This is a genomic window from Janthinobacterium sp. BJB401 (assembly GCF_013372745.1).
Lineage (GTDB): Bacteria > Pseudomonadota > Gammaproteobacteria > Burkholderiales > Burkholderiaceae_D > Janthinobacterium > Janthinobacterium rivuli.
Genome location: NZ_JABXFH010000012.1, coordinates 92,604 through 111,898, shown reverse-complemented (window position 1 = coordinate 111,898; position 19,295 = coordinate 92,604). Strand labels below are relative to the sequence as shown.

General features: G+C 60.6%; 17 protein-coding genes. 10 read left to right on the top strand and 7 right to left on the bottom strand.

What is annotated here, in order from left to right:
- Nucleotides 1–18: 18 nt before the first annotated feature.
- Nucleotides 19–900, bottom strand: coding sequence for an alpha/beta fold hydrolase (locus tag HWE17_RS10890; RefSeq protein WP_035818069.1), 882 nt, complete (start codon nt 898–900; stop codon nt 19–21).
- 226 nt (nt 901–1,126) lie between these two features.
- Between HWE17_RS10890 and HWE17_RS10885 the strand changes: the two genes are divergently transcribed.
- On the top strand, nt 1,127–2,464 hold the full coding sequence (locus HWE17_RS10885; RefSeq protein WP_217916743.1) for a dicarboxylate/amino acid:cation symporter: 1,338 nt from the start codon (nt 1,127–1,129) through the stop codon (nt 2,462–2,464).
- Nucleotides 2,465–2,699: 235 nt separating this feature from the next.
- Nucleotides 2,700–3,110 (top strand): DoxX family protein, encoded by a 411-nt coding sequence (locus HWE17_RS10880; protein ID WP_176388770.1) that lies wholly within the window; start codon nt 2,700–2,702, stop codon nt 3,108–3,110.
- A 50-nt stretch (nt 3,111–3,160) separates the two neighbouring features.
- Here HWE17_RS10880 and HWE17_RS10875 read toward each other — a convergent pair whose 3' ends face one another.
- Nucleotides 3,161–3,811 (bottom strand): CoA transferase subunit B, encoded by a 651-nt coding sequence (locus HWE17_RS10875; RefSeq protein ID WP_035818065.1) that lies wholly within the window; start codon nt 3,809–3,811, stop codon nt 3,161–3,163.
- A gap of 20 nt (nt 3,812–3,831) precedes the next feature.
- Nucleotides 3,832–4,533: a CoA transferase subunit A gene (locus HWE17_RS10870; RefSeq protein ID WP_034784215.1), complete on the bottom strand. Its 702-nt coding sequence runs from the start codon at nt 4,531–4,533 to the stop codon at nt 3,832–3,834.
- A gap of 147 nt (nt 4,534–4,680) precedes the next feature.
- Here HWE17_RS10870 and HWE17_RS10865 point away from each other — a divergent pair, with 147 nt between their 5' ends.
- Nucleotides 4,681–5,247, top strand: a complete 567-nt coding sequence (locus HWE17_RS10865) for a LuxR C-terminal-related transcriptional regulator (protein ID WP_035818062.1) — start codon at nt 4,681–4,683, stop codon at nt 5,245–5,247.
- On the opposite strand, the gene HWE17_RS10860 is transcribed toward HWE17_RS10865, so the two are convergent.
- The gene (locus HWE17_RS10860; protein WP_034752351.1) at nt 5,244–6,020 is read right to left on the bottom strand and encodes an SDR family oxidoreductase; all 777 of its coding nucleotides are present in this window, start codon (nt 6,018–6,020) and stop codon (nt 5,244–5,246) included. The genes HWE17_RS10865 and HWE17_RS10860 overlap by 4 nt on opposite strands.
- Nucleotides 6,021–6,283: 263 nt before the next feature.
- Between HWE17_RS10860 and HWE17_RS10855 the strand changes: the two genes are divergently transcribed.
- A complete protein-coding gene (locus tag HWE17_RS10855; RefSeq protein ID WP_174718100.1) occupies nt 6,284–7,960 on the top strand; it encodes an electron transfer flavoprotein-ubiquinone oxidoreductase in 1,677 nt (558 codons plus the stop codon).
- 139 nt (nt 7,961–8,099) lie between these two features.
- On the opposite strand, the gene HWE17_RS10850 is transcribed toward HWE17_RS10855, so the two are convergent.
- Genes HWE17_RS10850 through HWE17_RS10840 form a run of 3 tightly spaced genes read right to left on the bottom strand, consistent with a single transcriptional unit; the run spans nt 8,100 to nt 10,951 of the window.
- Complete coding sequence (locus HWE17_RS10850) at nt 8,100–9,158, bottom strand: class I SAM-dependent methyltransferase (RefSeq protein ID WP_158300154.1); 1,059 nt, start codon at nt 9,156–9,158, stop codon at nt 8,100–8,102.
- Nucleotides 9,159–9,218: 60 nt separating this feature from the next.
- A complete protein-coding gene (locus HWE17_RS10845; protein ID WP_255206193.1) occupies nt 9,219–9,998 on the bottom strand; it encodes a class I SAM-dependent methyltransferase in 780 nt (259 codons plus the stop codon).
- Nucleotides 9,995–10,951, bottom strand: coding sequence for a glycosylase (locus HWE17_RS10840; RefSeq protein ID WP_176388769.1), 957 nt, complete (start codon nt 10,949–10,951; stop codon nt 9,995–9,997). The genes HWE17_RS10845 and HWE17_RS10840 overlap by 4 nt, the downstream gene beginning before the upstream one ends.
- Before the next feature lie 510 nt (nt 10,952–11,461).
- Here HWE17_RS10840 and HWE17_RS10835 point away from each other — a divergent pair.
- The 6 genes from HWE17_RS10835 to HWE17_RS10810 all read left to right on the top strand — a co-directional run bounded on the left by HWE17_RS10835 (nt 11,462) and on the right by HWE17_RS10810 (nt 19,234).
- Nucleotides 11,462–12,613, top strand: coding sequence for a DegT/DnrJ/EryC1/StrS aminotransferase family protein (locus HWE17_RS10835; protein ID WP_303624615.1), 1,152 nt, complete (start codon nt 11,462–11,464; stop codon nt 12,611–12,613).
- Nucleotides 12,610–13,320 carry a WbqC family protein gene (locus tag HWE17_RS10830; RefSeq protein ID WP_099402294.1) on the top strand — a complete coding sequence of 237 codons (711 nt, stop codon included), beginning with the start codon at nt 12,610–12,612 and terminating at the stop codon, nt 13,318–13,320. Before HWE17_RS10835 ends, HWE17_RS10830 begins: the two co-directional genes overlap by 4 nt.
- A gap of 129 nt (nt 13,321–13,449) precedes the next feature.
- Entirely contained in the window at nt 13,450–14,421 is a 972-nt protein-coding gene (locus HWE17_RS10825; protein ID WP_035818046.1) for a hypothetical protein, read from the top strand.
- Nucleotides 14,418–14,873, top strand: a complete 456-nt coding sequence (locus HWE17_RS10820) for an N-acetyltransferase (RefSeq protein WP_176388768.1) — start codon at nt 14,418–14,420, stop codon at nt 14,871–14,873. Before HWE17_RS10825 ends, HWE17_RS10820 begins: the two co-directional genes overlap by 4 nt.
- Before the next feature lie 135 nt (nt 14,874–15,008).
- Nucleotides 15,009–18,221 carry a tetratricopeptide repeat protein gene (locus HWE17_RS10815; RefSeq protein WP_176388767.1) on the top strand — a complete coding sequence of 1,071 codons (3,213 nt, stop codon included), beginning with the start codon at nt 15,009–15,011 and terminating at the stop codon, nt 18,219–18,221.
- A 125-nt stretch (nt 18,222–18,346) separates the two neighbouring features.
- Nucleotides 18,347–19,234 (top strand): flagellin, encoded by an 888-nt coding sequence (locus HWE17_RS10810; protein WP_035818044.1) that lies wholly within the window; start codon nt 18,347–18,349, stop codon nt 19,232–19,234.
- Nucleotides 19,235–19,295 lie beyond the last annotated feature (61 nt).

The window sequence follows — 19,295 nt, the reverse complement described above, 5'->3', positions numbered from 1 at the left end:
ACTGATTGTTACTGACTATTACTTGCCCAGCAAAAACTTGCGGGCGATGGCGATCTGGTCGTCGTGGACGAAAGTGGGCGCATGGCCCACGCCGGCGATTTCCACCAGCTCCGCCTTCGGGCCGCGACCGAGCATGATCTGCGCCGTCTCGCGCGACAGCAGGTCCGATTCCGACCCGCGCACCAGCAAGGTGGGGCAGCGCACGGCATCATACGCGGCCCACAGCATGGCTTCGTCGCTGGCCGCCGATTCCGGCGTGGCCGAGCGGAACGGCATGGCCAGTCCCATATCATAGTGGCGGCGCCAGTGGCCATCCTTATCCTGGCGCAACACATCCACCGCCAGTTTATGCCATTCCGCGTCCGTGTGCGGGCCGAAGCTGGCGGACACGTCGCGCACGAACCTGGCGCCCTGTTCAAACGTCTCGAAACGCAGGTCCTGGCCGATGTAGTCGCCGATGCGCTGCAAGGCTTCCGGCGCCAGGGTCGGGCCGATATCGTTCAGCACCAGTTTGCTGATCGGGCTGTTGGGCAACGAGGCCAGGCCCAGGCCGATCAAGCCGCCCATCGAGGTGCCGAACCAGTCCACCGTCTGGCGCTCGCCATTGGCCAGCACGCGCGCCAGCAGGGTCACCATGTCGCTCACATATTGCGGCACGCGGTAAAACTGGGGATTGGCCAGCCAGCCAGAGCGCCCGCGGCCCACCACGTCGGGGCAGATCACGCGGTAATCGCTGGCCATGGCGCGCGCCAGGTTGTCGAAGTCGTCCGCCACGCGCGTCACGCCATGGGCGCAGACGAGCACGTTCGGATTATCGGCCGCGCCCCACTCCTTGTACGACATGGTATGCAAGCCTGCGGGGGAGATGCACTGGACGGATTTGATGCTCGCTTCGATCATGCCAATTCCTTATTCGATGTAAAAAGAGCACCGCTTTATGCCCGCCAAGAGGTGTCCCGCGCGCGACGCTACGGCAGTGTAGCGCAGCGCGGGCAATGCTCCAAGCGCGCGCCTGAAATGCTGCGCCGCAGCACAGCACTGGCACGGTCGCCATGGCGCAATACCCGATATAGCGAAAATGCATATCTGCGGTTATCCACAATTGAGGCGGCCTGGCAATGGGCGGATGATCGCAGCATCAACCCGCAAGAGGAGACCACTCGTGAAAAAACCATTCTATAAAATCCTGTACGTACAGGTGCTGTTCGCCATCGTGGCCGGCGTGCTGCTGGGGGTGTTCTACCCTTCGAACGCCGTCGACATGAAACCGCTGGGCGACGGCTTTATCAAACTGATCAAGATGATCATCGCCCCGGTGATCTTCTGTACCGTGGTCTCCGGTATCGCCGGCATGCAGGACGTCAAGAAGATCGGCCGAGTGGGCGGCAAGGCGCTGCTGTACTTTGAAGTGGTCTCCACCTTCGCGCTGGCCATCGGCTTGCTGGTCGCCAACATCCTCAAACCGGGCGCCGGCTTCAACGCCGATCCGGCCCACCTGGACGCCAAGTCGATCGCGCAATACACGCACGCCGAAGGCATGTCGACCATCGACTTCGTGATGAACATCATCCCGAAGACCTTCGTTGACGCCTTCGCCAAGGGCGACATCCTGCAAGTGCTGTTGATCGCCATCCTGTTCGGTTTCTCGCTGTCCCTGCTGGGCGAGCGCGGCCGTCCGGTCACCAAGCTGATCGACGAGCTGTCGCATGCCATCTTCGGCATGGTCAACATCATCATGAAAGTCGCTCCGATCGGCGCATTCGGCGCGATGGCCTTTACCATCGGTAAATACGGCCTGGCTTCGCTGATCCCGCTGGCCAAACTGATGGGCTCGTTCTACCTGACCTGCTTCCTGTTCGTCTTCGTCGTGCTGGGCCTGATCGCCAAGTACACGGGCTTCTCCATCGGCCGCTTCCTGCTGTACATCAAGGAAGAGCTGCTGATCGTGCTCGGTACCAGCTCATCGGAATCGGCCCTGCCGGCCCTGATGAAAAAACTCGAACGCCTGGGCTGCTCCAAGCCAGTCGTCGGCCTGGTCGTGCCGACCGGCTACTCGTTCAACCTGGACGGCACCAATATCTACATGACCATGGCCGCCCTGTTTGTAGCACAGGCAACCAACACGGAACTGACCATCTGGCAGGAACTGACCATCCTCGGCGTGGCGATGCTGACGTCGAAAGGCGCCTCCGGCATCACCGGCGCCGGCTTCATCACCCTGGCCGCGACCCTGGCCGTCGTGCCGACGATCCCCGTGGCCGGCATGGCGCTGATTCTGGGCATCGACCGCTTCATGAGCGAATGCCGCGCGCTGACCAATTTCGTCGGCAACGGCGTGGCCACCATCGTCGTGTCGAAATGGGAAAAGGAGCTGGACATGGACAAGCTGCACAGCGAGCTGGCGAATCCAACCCACCCGACCGACGACGCGTATGTCGCACCGGCCGTGAATATCGTCAAGTAAGCGCCTCAAGCACTTGAAAAGCCCCGCGGAGCGATCCGCGGGGCTTTTTTCATTGCGCGTGGGCTATATCGCATCATCAACCAATAGTAAATCATGCATCAATATTTACCATGATGATCAATGAATAAAAAACCATTACAGTACTGACTTACTGTTCGCTGCCAGGCTCGCGCATAATGACATTGCGTTAATGCAAGCCTGACACCGAACCATCCACCTTTGAATGGAGTACGTCATGTCCCTCTCGCCCGCCTTTTACGCCACCTGGAACCCACGTTTGCTGGGCCTGCTGCGCATCATCCTCGGTTTCCTCTTCCTGCAACACGGCACCGCCAAGCTGTTCGGCGCGCCGCACGTGGCCATGTTCGATGGCTTGCAACTGTTTTCCGTGATGGGCGCGGCCGGCGTCATCGAGTTGGTCGGCGGCACCTTGCTGCTGGTGGGCCTGTTCACGCGCCCCGTCGCCTTCATCCTGTCGGGCCAGATGGCGGCCGCCTATTTCATGGCTCATGCGCCAGCAGGTTTCCTGCCGATCCTGAACGGCGGCGAAATGGCTGTGATGTATTGCTTCACCTTCCTGTATTTCGCCGCAGCGGGCGGCGGCGCCTACAGCCTCGACGGCTTGCGCGGCAAGGCGGGCGTATAAAAAAAGGGCGGACATCGCTGTCCGCCCTTTCATCCCATACAACAAGCCTTTTATACGGCCGACACGTCCAGCTCAGCGCCCGTGGCCGCCTGCACTTGTTCCTTGGTCACGCCCGGCGCCAGCTCCACCAGCTTCAAGCCGTTTTCCGTCACGTCGATCACGCCCAGGTCGCTGATGATGACGTCGACCACGCCCACACCCGTCAGCGGCAAGTCGCACTGCTTGAGCAGCTTGTGCGACGTCGTACCATCCTTGGCCGTGGCCACGTGTTCCATCAGCACGACCACGCGCTTGACGCCGGCAACCAGGTCCATCGCGCCGCCCATGCCCTTGACCATTTTTCCTGGAATCATCCAGTTCGCCAGGTCGCCCTTTTCCGACACTTGCATGGCGCCCAGGATGGCCAGGTTGATCTTGCCGCCGCGGATCATGCCAAACGAGTCGGCCGAGCTGAAGTAGGCTGCGCCGGGCAAGGCCGTCACCGTCTGTTTGCCCGCGTTGATCAGATCGGCATCGACTTCCGCATCGGTGGGGAACGGGCCGATGCCCAATAAACCGTTTTCCGACTGCAGGAATACTTCGATGTTCTCCGGCACATAGTTGGCCACCAGGGTCGGCAAGCCGATGCCCAGGTTCACATAAAAGCCATCCTGCAATTCCTTTGCCGCGCGCGCGGCCATCTCATCTCTCGTCCAAGCCATAATAATCTCCGTATTCTGTTTTATGCTTCGGTGCGCACGGTGCGCTGCTCGATGCGTTTTTCCGGGTTCGCGTTGACCACGATGCGGTGCACGAAGATGCTCGGCGTGTGGACTTGGTCCGGGTCGATTTCGCCCACTTCCACCAGTTTTTCCACTTCGACGATGGTGATCTTGCCGGCCATGGCCACGTTCGGGTTGAAATTGCGCGCCGTCTTGCGGTAGACCAAATTGCCGGCGCGGTCGGCCATGTAGGCTTTGACCAGCGACACGTCGGCCACGAGGCTGCGCTCCATCACGTATTGCTCGCCGTCGAATTCGCGCAGTTCCTTGCCGTCGGCAACGATGGTGCCCACGCCCGTCTTGGTGAAGAAGGCAGGAATGCCGGCGCCGCCGGCGCGCAGTTTTTCAGCCAGGGTGCCTTGCGGCGTAAATTCCAGTTCCAGTTCGCCGGCCAGGTACTGGCGCGCGAATTCCTTGTTTTCACCCACGTAGGAGGCGATCATTTTCTTGATCTGGCGCGTGGTCAAGAGCTGGCCCAGGCCGAAGCCGTCCACGCCGGCGTTATTCGAAATGGCCGTCAGGCCCGTCACGCCCGAATCGCGCAAGGCGCCGATCAGGGCTTCGGGAATGCCGCACAGGCCGAAGCCGCCGACGGCGATGGTCTGGCCATCTTGGACGATACCGGCCAGCGCCGAGGCGGCGTCAGGATAAACTTTATTCATGGGTGTCCCTCTATCTTTTGTTAAGCTTTGGTCTTGAGTCCATGACTCAGGCAGCGACTCAGCATAAAATACGCGAGTGGAAAGTACAATACCGTAGAACTACCGGCGCCGTGCCAGCAATCCCCCTGTGAGAGTGATACGTATCAGATGAACGCCGCGTCAGCCATCGATTATGAAAGCATCTTCCTGCACGCGCCCGTGGGCATGTGCATGTCGGAAAACCGTATCATGCGCAGCTGCAACGAAGCGCTGGCAGCCATGTTCGGCTATGCGCGCGCCCAGCTCGACGACCAGTCCTTCGAAGTACTCTACCCCACGCACGACGAATTCCTGCGCACCGGTGACCGCATCATCCCCATCATGAACGCCAAAGGCCGCTATTCGGACGAGCGCATCATGCGCCGCAGTAATGGGGAATTGTTCTGGTGCCACGTCACGGGCCACGCCATGCTGCCGAACAAACCGCTGGGAGCGGGCATCTGGACGTTCGAGGATGTCAGCGAGAAACGTCCCGTGACGGCGGAACTGACCCCGCGCGAGCGCGAAATCGCCGCCCTGCTGGTGGAAGGCAAGACCAGCAAGGTCATCGCCCGCCAGATCGACCTCAGCCCCCGCACGGTGGAAATGCACCGCGCCAAGCTGATGCGCAAGTTCGCCGCCTCGACATCGTCCGAACTCGTGCACAAGCTGGTGGGACTGCAGCTGCAGCGTTAGAAGGTACTCATGCCACCGTCTGCGGAAATGATGGCGCCGTTGATGAAATGCGAATCCTCGCCCGCCAGCAGCAGCAACAGGCCGTCCAGGTCTTCCGGCTTGCCCGGACGTTTATTCGGCAGCATTTCGATCAGCTTCTTGCCCTGCTCGGTGGCGAAGTAATCTTCATTGATTTCCGTGGAAATATAGCCGGGGCAGATGGCGTTCGTGTTGATGCCATATTTTCCCCACTCTACGGCCATGGCGCGCGTCATGTGCACCATGCCCGCCTTGCTCATGCAGTACACGCCGATCTGCGGCAGCACCTGCAAGCCCGCCATCGAGGCGATATTGATGATGCGGTGCTGTTTCTTCGGGTCGCCCTTGGCGCGCGCGATCATGCGCTTGGCCGTTTGCTGGGCCACGAAGAACGATCCGCGCAGATTGGTGTCCATCACGAACGAGTAATCTTCGGGCGTGACGTCGACCAGGCGTTGCGTGGTGGAGACACCGGAATTGTTGACGAGGATATCGATGGGACCCGCTTCCGTTTCCGCATGCGCGATGGCCGACTTGATGCTGGCGAAGTCGGTCACGTCGAGCGACACCACGTGCGCGGCGCCGCCGTCCGCTTCGATTTCGGCGCGCAACTCCTTCAGGCGTTCGGTGCGGCGCGACGCCAGCACGACCTGTGCGCCGGCCTGGGCCAGCACTTTCGCAAAGCGCGCGCCGAGGCCGCTCGATGCGCCGGTAATCAGGGCAATCTTGCCCTCGAAATTGACTTCTATGCCCACGAGCTACTCCTGTTTTATTTTAGACAACACTTTACGCCGTGCCTATGGCAATCGGGCACATTCCCCCGCAGCGCACTCGAGCAAAAGTAAACGCCATCATTACACAAAATGGCCGGATTTAGATTGCGGCGAGGGGCAATGTCACGCAAAATGGCGCCAAAGTTGCAATCCTCGTCAAAAACAAGCACACTCGTGCTTAAATTTCCCCGATGATGCTTTATTCCCTATCCTTGCTACCTATTTAGTTACTAACAATCGAGACCATGACACAGCCTAATAACTTAGTTGAACAGTACGGACCGCGCGAAACCATGGAGTATGACGTGGTGATCGTCGGCGGTGGCCCCGCAGGCTTGGCCGCGGCGATCCGCCTGAAGCAGCTGGCCGCTGAAAAGAGCCAGGAAGTGTCCGTCTGCGTGCTGGAAAAAGGCGGCGAACTGGGCGCGCATATCCTGTCGGGCGCCATCATGGACCCGAAAGCGTTGACCGAACTGATTCCGAACTGGAAAGAACTGGGCGCGCCCCTGAACACGGAAGTGACGGAAGACCGCATCCTGTTCCTGACCGAAACGAAAGCGTATAAAACGCCGGGCTTCGCCGTGCCGGCCTGCTTTGAAAACCACGGCAATTACATCGTCTCGCTGGGCAATGTGGTGCGCTGGATGGGCCAGCAGGCGGAAAACCTGGGCGTGGAAATCTTCCCGGGCTTCCCTGCCGCGGAAATCCTCTACAACGACGACGGCTCCGTGAAAGGCGTGGCGACCGGCAACATGGGCGTCAAGCGCGACGGCGAACCGGGTCCCGACTTCCAGCTGGGCATGGAATTGCACGCCAAGTACACCCTGTTCGCCGAAGGCGCGCGCGGCCACCTGGGCAAGCAATTGATGGCCAAGTATGACTTGAACGCCGGCAAAGATCCCCAGTCATACGGTATCGGCATCAAGGAATTGTGGGAAATCGACCCGGCCCAGCACAAGCCGGGCCTGGTGATCCACTCGAGCGGCTGGCCGCTGGACACGAAAACCTATGGCGGCTCCTTCCTGTACCACCTGGAAAACAACCAGGTGATGGTCGGCTACGTGGTGGGACTGAACTACGAAAACCCGTATTTGTCGCCGTACGAGGAATTCCAGCGCTATAAAACGCATCCGGAAATCCGCAAGTTCTTCGAAGGCGGCAAGCGTATTTCCTACGGCGCGCGCGCGATCGCGGCCGGCGGCCTGCAATCGTTGCCGAAACTGGTGTTTGCCGGCGGCGCGCTGATCGGCTGCGATGCGGGCTTCCTGAACATGAGCCGCATCAAGGGCAGCCACGCGGCCATCAAGAGCGGCATGCTGGCGGCGGACGCGGCCTTCGGTGCGCTGGGCGAACAGCGCCAGCACGACGAACTGACGAGCTACCCTGTTGCCTTTGAACAATCGTGGCTGCATGAAGAGCTGCACGTGGCGCGCAACGTCAAGCCATGGCTGTCGAAGGGCCTGTACCTGGGCAGTCTGATGACGGGCATCGACCAGCTGATCTTCCGCGGCAAGGCGCCATGGACGCTGCACCACTCGCACGGCGACCACGAATGCCTGAAACCGGCCGCCCAGTCGAAAAAGATCGTGTATCCGAAACCCGATGGCAAGCTGACCTTCGACAAGATGTCGTCCGTGTTCATCTCGAACACCAACCACGCGGAAGACCAGCCCATCCACCTGACGTTGAAGAACGCCAGCGTGCCCGTCGACGTCAACCTGGCCACGTATGCGGGTCCGGAAGCGCGTTACTGTCCCGCTGGCGTGTACGAGTTCGTGAAGAACGACGACGGCGCCGAACGCCTGCAGATCAATGCGCAGAACTGCGTGCACTGTAAAACCTGCGACATCAAGGACCCGACGCAGAACATCGTGTGGGTGACACCGGAAGGCGGCGGCGGGCCGAATTATCCGAATATGTAAGTTGGCAATCAGCCGCCGGGGTGGCGGCTGTTGCCGCTTGCTTTAGCGGCAATATGACATTCGTTCCAACAACGGGGCTGGCCAGACGAGCCTGCCCCGCCGCTCCCCCGTTGCCGGCACCGCTGGCGCAAGACGCAGGCTAGCTTGCTACCTGGATAAAGAGTGCCCCACCCGAGAAAAAGGCGCAGGAAATGCGTGCCGCATGCTGGAACAGGAATTCATCCGTGGCGCGGCGCGGTCCGTCACCGTAAGCCCATGCATAGTCATCCATCACGATCCAGCCACCCGGTCTGACCAGATCGCACCAGGAGGCAATATCGGCCCGCACTTCGGCGTAGCCGTGGTTGCCATCGATATGCAGCAAGGCGATGTTGCCGCTGTACTCGGTCCGGCCAAAGGCCTCCGTCTCGACCACGTGATCCTGGCGGTATTCGAGCGCCGCCTCCACCGAGGGCAAGCGCAGATAGTTCACCATGCCATTCGCATAGGGCAACAGGTTGAGCTGGAAGACGGTCAGCGCTTCACTGGCATCCCACGCAACGTTATCGATCAGGTCGCTCTTGTTTGCCTGCACCAGGTGCTCGCTCGTCCACGGATCGACGCACAGCAGCTTGCCCGTACCATGGCAACGCGCCAGCGAAGCGAGCACGAAGGCGGATTTCCCCCACCAGCTGCCCACTTCCACGACATCGCCTGCCGGGCAATAGCGGAAAACTTCGCACAAGGCACGTATCTTTTCCTGGTCGCACATGCCAGGGATGGTTTCGGCATGCCGGAACAGCGCGGCGATCTGAGTAGCGGCCGCCGGCGCCTGCTCGCCGCTGGCCGCCAGCCCGAATGGCTGCGCCAGCACCGCCTTGCCGAATGCAAGGGCACGCGCATACGGCGCCATTTCACTGGCGAGCGGTGCGCTGTTGACCAGCACCAGACCCGGGAAGTCGCGCTCCAGACGCCGCTGCAGGTAATCCCAGACGACGGGATTGGGCGTGTAGATGCTGCCGATATCATGGGCAGCAACGGCCTGCCGCAAGGCCTGGTCGAATTCCGGCGCGGTCACGTAGGGCAGCTGCACCCAGCGCGAGTAACGCTCGCGCGCAGGGTCGTGCCCGAGCGAAGACGAACCCACCACCTCCATGCCGTTCGCCAGGGCCTGGTCGAGGTAGGCCAGCGAGCGTGGCATGCCTGCGGGAAAAATCAATACGCGCTTATTTATAGTGTCCGCCTTTCCAATATTCATCGATAGCCAATCCAGACAGGGCTAGGCCTTGGGACGCGCGATCGCGTACACATCCGCGCACATATCGGGATACTCGTTGCCCATGCGATACAGGCCTTCCAGCTGCGGCTCGCCGAGGATGCCGGAATCAATCATCTTGTCCATCTGGAAATCTGCCAGCGGCTTGAAGAAGATCCCGCCCAGCGCCACCACCTCGAAACCGGCAGTCTCAAGCTCACGGTTCAATGTCACGCGGTCGTAGACCCGGCGATGACCGCCACGCAGATCGTTCGGCGTCAGCTCATACAGGTCGTTGATCAGCCCCATGTGACGCGCGAGCTGGCGCGACATGGCGCGTGCATTCGGCACCGCCACGAGCAGGTGTCCGGTAGGCGACATCTGCGCCTTGACCTGCTTCAAGACCTGCTGCACATCCAGCAGATGTTCCAGCACGTGCGAGGCGAACACGGCCTCGTAAGGCTGCTCGGCAACATATTCCTCGAACAGGGAACAGAAAAAGCGCGCGTTGGGGATGTTGCGCGCCCGCGTTCTTTGCAGGAACAACTCGGAGGCATCGACGATGTCGAGCTGGTCGACCAGCGGCGCGATCAGTTCGGACATGTAGCCGATTTCGCAGCCCAGTTCCAGCGCGCGTCCCCTGTTGACATACGGCGTGAATACCCGCATTTCCAGATGGCGCATCAGTCTTTGCTGGCTCGAATCATCCGAGGTAATGTAGTTGGCCGCATAATTTTCCAGCAGCGTTTTTTCCTCATTCAAACCTGTTTGCATTTTCACTACTCCCTCTGCGCAATTATTCATTGTATGTTCATCCTCGCCAGACCAAAGCCGTGCCGTCCCATCTGATTGCCCAAGTAAAGCAGGTAGATTTCGCCATCCAGGGCAAACACGTGCGGGAAGCACACCATTTCCGAGTCCCAGCCCTCTTCGGACACGCTCAGTCCGGCCTTGCTGTCATCGCGTTCCCAGTGCAGCAGATCGTCCGACACCGCGTAGCCGAGCTTGTAGCCGCCGTCTTTCCCGTGATAATTCTCATGCGCCCGATAACAGAACAGCATGTGGTATTTGCCGCCAAACTCGAAGACGTCGGGACAGGCCTGGCATTCGTTGTCGCCGATCACGCACTCGACCAGGTCGCGATCTTCCTTCACCCAGTGCACCCCGTCGTCCGACGTAGCCATGCGGATGTGATACACAGGCTCCGCCCTGCGGCCCGTCTCCACCCACCGCTTGCCGGCGCTGTACCACATATGCCAGCGCGCGCCGAACTTGCGGACCCGCGGGGTCGTCAGGAAGAACGGTTCATTCGGGGTACAGGGCAAAAGCGGGCCGGCTCCCAGGCGACTGAAAGTGTTGCCGCCATCGCGGCTGACTGCGGCGCCGATATTGATAGTGAACGGTACCGATTCGCAACGGGTATAACCTACGTAGTAGGCCATCACGTCATCGTCGCGCGCCACCACCGACGTGAAATAGGCGCCGAATTCGTCAAACGTGCCGAGGCCGCCCAATTCCAGCAAAGGCTGCTCGCTGACGCCGACCAGTTCAAGCAGGTTGTCGCGCCGAAAATCGGCGTAGGCGGAAAGGCTGACATAATTCCCCTGCGCATCGGGGGGCGGACGGCAGGCGAAATACACGCGCACCACCTGGTCCATGACCACCACGGATGGCGCCTGGGAAAACTCTTTCATCCAGGGACGATCTCTCACTGTCGAGGGATCGAACATTTTCCCCAGCTTTTCCCACTTGAACATCGCTCGCTTCTCCCATCGCAAGTAGGGCCAGATCCACTCTGCGCCACCGTTGAGCCGCGCAAGAAAAATCTTGCCAGCGGACAAGATTATCGCATATTCCCTTGGGCACGGAGGTGAAATCAGGCGCAATATGCAGCCCTGCGGCACCGCGCGTGGCGGCAACAGCACAGTTACTCAGGAGACATCGAGGCGCGGCTTCCGGCCAGCCCGCGAGCGCCAGGCAATATGGAAATGCCATGATTTGCCGCGCTTTGACCTTCCTGCAACAGCCAGTTTGCGCCGCAACACCATGTACGAATTAATTCTGCCCGGAAAGTTTCTCATAAGCACTTCCAACAGTTACAATTCCTGTTGCTAATTCTTTTCGATCACTTCCGTCCATGAACGCGTCCCCTGCTGCGGCATTGCACCTCAAAACTGAACAGCTTGCACGCCCATGGGCACGGGCGGCATCCAATATGAACATGCCTGGCCTGGCCAGGCACTTACCCGCACCATCCGGAGGCCACCATGCGGCATGACGCACTGAGCAAACCGCTATATGTCACGCAACCCGCGCTGCCGCCACTCGAGGATTTCCTGCCCTACCTGCAGGAAATCTGGGGAAACAAGATCCTGACGAATGGCGGGCCGTTCCATCAGCAGCTGGAGCAGGCCCTGTGCGACTACCTCGGCGTCAAACATATCAGCCTGTTTACCAACGGCACGCTGGCCCTGATTACCGCCTTGCAGTCGCTGCGCATCACCGGCGAAGTCATCACCACGCCCTACTCGTTCGTGGCGACGGCCCACTCGTTGCTGTGGAATGGCATCAAGCCGGTATTTGTCGATATCGATCCGCACACCTTCAATCTGGATCCGGCCAAAATCGAGGCGGCCATTACGCCGCAGACCACCGCCATCATGCCGGTGCACTGCTACGGCCACCCTTGCGACGTCCAGCGCATACAGAAAATCGCGGACAATTACGGCCTGAAGGTCATCTACGACGCGGCCCATGCATTTGGCGTCCGGCACGCGCAAGGCAGCGTCCTCAATGATGGTGACCTGTCCGTACTGAGCTTTCACGCCACTAAGGTCTTCAATACCTTCGAGGGCGGCGCCATCATTTCGCCGGATGCCAAGACCAAGCAGCGTATTGACCATTTAAAAAATTTTGGCTTTGTCGATGAGACAACCGTCGTGGCGCCGGGCATTAACGGCAAAATGAGTGAAATCAATGCCGCCTTCGGCCTGCTGCAGCTCAAGAATATCGATACGACGCTTGCACAGCGCAAGGAAGTCGACGCGCGCTACCGCAGAAATCTGGCGCACGTGCGCGGCATCGACTGCATCAGCCCGCCGCCCAACGTCACCCCCAACCACGCGTATTTCCCGATACTCGTCAGGCCCGACTACCCGCTGAGCCGCGATGCCCTTTTCGAGAAATTGCGCGAGAGCAATATCTACGCGCGACGCTATTTCTATCCGCTCATCAGTGACTTCCCCATGTACCGCGGCATGCCTTCGGCAGCGCCGGCGAACCTGCCAGCAGCTCGCGTTGCCGCAGAGCAAGTGATTTGCCTGCCGCTGTATCCGACCTTGGAAACAGCACACATCGACGCCATCAGCGAGCTGATCGCGCAATATGGGGCGCCGACGGCGCTGCTGCACGCCATATGAGAGTGGCCATCATGCAGCCGTATTTCCTGCCCTACATCGGCTATTTCCAGCTGATCGCGGCGGCGGACCTGTTTATTGTCTATGACAATATCAAATACACCAAGAAAGGCTGGATCAACCGCAATCGCATGCTGCTCAACGACGGGGATGCACTCTTCAGTGTGCCTCTGAAAAACGCTTCGGACCAGCTGGATGTCTGCGAGCGCGAGATTTCACCGCAGTTCGACGCGGAAAAACTGCTCAACCAGTTCAGGGGGGCGTACCGTCGCGCACCATATCTGCGCGAAACCATGGCCCTGCTGGAAACCATCGTACGCCACCCTGCCGTCAACCTGTTTGATTTCCTGCTGCACAGCCTGGTACAGACCTGCGCGCACCTTGGCATCACCACGCCCCTGCGGCGTTCGTCCGACATCGGCATCGACCATGCGCTCAAGGGGCAGGACAAGGTGCTGGCCCTGTGCCAGGCCACTGGCGCCGACCACTACATCAACCCCATTGGCGGCCTGCAACTGTATCGCGAGGCGGATTTCCTCGCCAAGGGCATTGCGCTGGAGTTCCTGCAGTCGCGCCTGCACCCCTACCCGCAGGGCGGGGGCGAATTCGTGCCGTGGTTATCCATTGTCGACGTGATGATGTTTACGTCGCCGGCGTTCTTGCAGGCGGCCATTCGCCAGCAGTTCGACATGACGCGGCCCACGGCGTGAAGCCAGAGGAATCAGCATGACAAGCAATTCACTACATCAGGCGCGGGACATTCACGCCGCGACGCCGGCAAGGCTGGCATCGCCATGGCGCGCCAACCTTGGCCAGCCAGTATCAAAAGGACATGACGCATGAACAAAGCCATGCAATGGAAAAAACTTGGCCACATATTCGATCCCGCCGAGCATGTGCTGGCAAACGACTGCAAGCAGTTTGCGCAGTCGCCGCAGGCACTGGTCTTCGACGACTTCGTGCGCATCTATTTTTCGACCCGCGCGGTCGATCCCGCGAATGGCAAATACCTGAGCCACATTTCCTTCGTCGACATGCGCAAGGACCTGCGCACGGTCATCGGCGTTGCCGAGCATCCCGTCATCGCCCTTGGCGGCCTGGGCTGTTTCGATGAGCATGGCATTTTCCCGATGAGCGTCATGCGCCACGGCGACGCCGTGTATGGCTACACGTGCGGCTGGAACCGGCGCGTTTCTGTTTCCGTCGATACAGCCATCGGCCTGGCCATCAGCCACGACAATGGCTTGACGTTCGAGCGCATCGGTCCCGGCCCCGTGCTCGGCCCATCGCTGCACGAGCCCTGCCTGGTCGGCGATGGCTTCGTCAAGCACATCGACGGCGTCTTTCACATGTGGTACATCTTTGGCACAGGCTGGCGCCGCTACAGCGAGGACAGCGCGCCCGACCGCACCTACAAGATCGGCCATGCCACGTCCAGCGACGGCATCAACTGGACCAAGGAAGAAGCGCGCCAGATCATCGCGGACCGCCTCGGCGCCGATGAAAGCCAGGCACTGCCCACAGTGATCACCATTGACGGTCGCCACCACATGTTCTTCTGCTACCGGCAATCATCGGATTTCCGCGTGAACAGCGGGCGCGGCTATCGCATCGGCCACGCCTGGTCCGACGACCTGGCCAACTGGACACGCAACGATGAGCAGCCGGGCCTGGAAGGCACGGAGGGCGAGTGGGATAGCGACATGCAGTGCTATCCGCACGTGTTCGAGTGCGACGGCAACGTCTACCTGCTGTATAACGGCAACCAGTTCGGGCGCCATGGTTTCGGCCTGGCAAAGCTGGAACAATGAACACGCTACTCGACTTGCGCCGCGAGCACGCCTCGGCAGAAGAGATCGTCGCGCATTTTCTCGGCTGCGATGCGGCGTTCCTCGCACACTTGCGTGCACGCGTCAATTTGCCCGATTACGCCAGCAAGCTGCAGACGCGCGCGCTGCGCTTCGAAACCTGGTCCGGCACGCGGCTGGCCGGCTTGCTGGCCGTCTACCACGACGCCGCCGCAGGGACGGCTTACATCAGCAACGTCAGCGTGCTGAGCGATTTTTGCCGCCAGGGCATCGCCAGCCAGATGCTCACCGCCTGCCTTGCGCACGCGCGCCAGCTGGACCTGCGGGGCATCACGCTGGAAGTGGCAAGCGAGAACCAGGCCGCCATCGCGCTCTACCGCCGGCATGACTTTACTGCCCTGCCGGCAACGGATGGCCCGCGCTTGCGCATGCAGTGGCAATTCCAACATCGCTAGCAGCAGGCCAGGCAGCGCCGCGCCCTGCTCATGTTTTGTTGCAAAACGGATAGGGCAAAAAAATTCCACACGGAAACTCTCCATTTCAATTCCTAGCAGTTACAATTCCCGCTGGCACACCTTCCTCCGACATCCATGAGCACCCATACCCCTGAAGCAGTGAACCTCGACGCTGAGCTGCAGCGCGCTATCGAACATCACCAGGCGGGGCGCCATGCGCAGGCCGAGGAGTTGTATCTGTCGATCGTCCAGGCGCAGCCCTACCATGCCATCGCCAACCACAATGTCGGCCTGCTGGCCGGGCAACTGGGCTTCCACGATGCGGCCCTGCCCTATTTGCGCACGGCACTATCGGTCAATCCGGACGAGGGCCAGTTCTGGATTTCCTACGCGAATGGCCTGCTGGCGGCGGAGCAAGTCGTACAAGGACTGGAGATCATTGAAAGCGCGATCCAGCGCGGACTCGACAACGCGGAGTCACAGGCATTGCTGGCAAGGGCCAAAGCCGCGGTCGCGCAGCTGCCACAGACCCCGACGACAGAGGAAATGCAGCATGTAATTGCCTTGTATAACGCCGGCCAGTACGCGCAACTGGAGAGCGCCACGCGCGCCCTGATCGCCAGCTATCCTGAATCGGGGTTCGCGTGGAGCGTTCTGGGTACGGCCTTGCAGCTGCAGGGCAAGGATGCGCTGGCGACCTTGCAGAAAACCGTGGCGCTCACACCGCACGATGCGGAAGCGCATGGCAATCTGGGTAATGCCTGGCAAGCTACAGGGCAATACGACCAAGCCATCGACTGTTATCTGCGGGCACTGGAAATCCAGCCTGACTTTGCCGAAGCACATGGCAACCTGGGCAGCGCACTGGTGGCGCTGGGACGACTGGACGAGGCGGCGCACGCATACCGCCAGGCCCTGGCCATCAATCCGGCGTATGCCATGGCGCATTTCAATCTGGGCAACACCCTCAAGTCGCTGGGCGACCTGGAAGGCGCCGTCGCCAGCTATCGCCAGGCGCTGGAGATCGTGCCCGGCGACGCGGAAATGCATGGCAACCTGGGCAATGCGCTGCAAGCCCTCGCGCAGCTCGACGACGCAGCGGCCAGTTACCGGCACGCCGTCGCGCTGGCGCCGGACTATGCCATGGCGCACAGCAACCTCGGCGCCACCTTGCAAGACCTGGAACAACTCGATGACGCCCTGGCCAGTCATGCCACAGCGGTCCGCCTCGATGCCGGCAATGCCGCTTTTCAGAATAGCCTGGGACTGTGCCTGAGGGCACTGGAACGGCAGGAAGAGGCGCTCGACGCCTTCCAGCGCGCACATGACAGCAACCCCACGGACATCGGCATCTGCACCAATCTGGGCGGCACGCTGCTGGCGCTGGACCGCAAGACGCAGGCACTGGAAATCTACCAGGCCCTGGTGGAACTGGATGCGGAAAATGCCCTCAACTATAACAATCTGGGCCTGATTCTGCTGGAGCTGGCACGCCTGGACGAAGCCATTGCCATGCATCGCAAGGCGCTGCAGCTGGACCCCGCTTATGGCAAGACCCTGCTGCACCTGGCCGACGCCCTGACTGCCGCGCGCGACTTCGACGGCGCGGTCGATTGCCAACGCCAGGCGCTGGCGCTGGATCCGCAGTCGGCCGACTTGCACAACCGGCTCGGCATCGCCCTGCAAAAAGCCAAATGCTATGACGAAGCACTGCTCGTGTACGCCAAGGCACTCGAATTTGACACCGGGCATGCTATCGTGCATAGCAATATCGGTGCCGTCCTGCATGACCAGAAGCACCACGAAGAGGCGCTGGAAGAATACCGCAAGGCGATCGCGCTCGACCCCGGCTTTGCCGCCGCCCACCTGAACATGGGCATCGCGCATCGCATGCTGAGCCAGTATGACGAGGCCATCGCCGCGTTCAACCAGGCGATCGCGCTCAAGCCTGCCTATCTGGAGGCGCATGCCAGCCTGGGCGCCACCTTGTGCGAAAAAGGCATGCTGCAGGAAGCCATCGCCAGTTGCCGGGCCGCCCTGGCCATCGATCCGCAATGCGCCCCCGTGTACAGCAACCTGCTGTTTTGCCTGACGCACCTGGATTACCCCGATCCGGCCATGCTGTTTGCGGAACACCAGAAATTTGCCGACCTATTCGAAACGCCGCTGCGCGCCAGCTGGCCGCAACATCGCAATGACCGTGATCCGGAGCGGGTGCTCAAGGTGGGCTTTGTCTCGGGTGACTTCAATAACCACGCGGTGGCCAATTTTGTCCTGCCCATCTTCCATCACCTGAGCTCCTCACCGCGTGTCGTGATGTATGGTTATTACACCAATGTGCTCGAGGATGACTGCACCGCGCGCATCCGCGAACTGCTGCACCATTGGCGCCCAGTGAATCACCTCAGCAATACCGAGCTGGCGGCGCAGATTGAAAACGACGAAATAGATATCCTGATCGACCTGTCGGGCCATACCGGCATTAACCGCTTGCTGGCCTTTGCCCACAAACCGGCACCTGTGCAGGCAAGCTGGATGGGCTACCCTGGCACCACGGGCCTGCAAGCCATCGATTACTTCCTGTGCGACCGCTTTTACTTGCCGCCTGGCGAGATGGAAAAGCAGTTCAGCGAAGCCATCGCCTATCTGCCGGCTGCCGCGCCGTTCCTGCCGTCCGCGATGTCGCCACCCGTGAATGCCCTGCCCGCGTTGCAGAACGGCTACATGACCTTCGGCAGCTTCAACCGGCCGAACAAACTCAGCCGCGAAGTGATCGCCGCCTGGGCGCAACTGCTGCGCGCCGTACCCACCGCACGCATGCTGATGGGTGCCATGCCGAAAAGCGGCACCTTCGACACTTATATCGACTGGTTCGCCAGCGAGGGCATCGCGCGCGAGCGCCTCGAATTCCATCCGCGCACCTCGACCGAGGAATATTTGCATTTGCATCACAAAGTCGACCTGTGTCTCGACACCTTCCCGTATACGGGCGGCACCACCACCATGCATGCCCTGTGGATGGGCGTGCCCACGCTGACCATTCCGGGCAACACCTTGCCGGGCAGGGTCACGGCGTGCGCCCTCAGCCACATGGGCCTGAACGCCTTCATCGCGCGCGACACCGATGATTTCGTGGCCAAGGGCACGTATATCGCCAACGATCCGTCGCTGCTGGCCAACATCCGCAGCAATTTGCGCCAACTGATTGAAAATTCGGCCATGGGCCGCTCGGAAGTCATCGCCGCCGGCTTCGAAGGCGCCATGCGTGCCATGTGGCACCGCTGGTGCGAGGGCAAGGCAGCGGCCAGCTTCGAGATTGAACTGGACACGCAAGCGGACGCGGCATGATTGTGCCCTGCCACATAAATATTTCCAGAAAGCATTTAATAAAGAAGCGCTAATGGTCGTCCTGTAGTGATGGAGAGCGCAACTTTGCAGCTCCCGGCCGAATTTACCCTATTAGGAGTTTTCCCATGCTGAGTTTGCATACCAACAACGCGTCGCTGTCCGCACAAAACTCGATTGCAAAAACGCAATCGCAATTGTCGACCTCGATGACCCGCCTGAGCACCGGCTACCGCATCAATTCGGCTATGGACGACGCCGCAGGCCTGCAGATCGCCACACGCCTGAAAGCCCAGACCAGCGGCATGACCGTTGCCATGAGCAACACGCAAAACAGCACCTCGATGCTGCAAACGGCCGAAGGCGCGTTTGGCGAAGTGACCAACATGCTGGTGCGCATGAAGGATCTGGCCACGCAAGCTGCCGATGCTTCGTCGAACACGGATGACCAGAAAGCAATGCAGGCAGAGTTCGACGCCCTGGGCCAAGAACTGTACAACATCATGAGCAACACCACGTTCGGCGGCAGCAAGCTGCTGGGCGACGGCGCCGGCACCGCCGGTTCGCCGACCCTGTCGACGACGATGACGTTCCAGATCGGCGCAAGCTCGACGGAAAAAATGTCGATCGACGTCTCGGGCGGCATGTCGACCCTGAACACGGCGCTGAAAGCCGTGTCGGCCAAGTTCTCGTCGGTTGCCACGACGACCGCCGGCGCCGAGATCTCCTCGGGCACCACCGCCAACGCCATGATCAAGACGCTGGCCGATGCCATCGACAACGTCGGCACCGTGCGCTCGGCACTGGGCGCCGCCGCCAACCGTCTGGACCACATCAACAGCAACCTGTCGAACATCTCGACCAACACCAAGGCTGCAACCGGCCGCATCATGGACGTCGATTTCGCTACCGAAAGCTCGAACATGACGTCGTCGCAAATGCTGCTGCAAGCCGGCACCGCAATGCTGAAACAAAGCAACAGCATGTCCTCGATGGTCATGTCCCTGCTGCAATAATCGACTGCGCTTCACGACCAGCCCCGGCAAGCGATTGCCGGGGCTTTTTTCATCCAGCAAC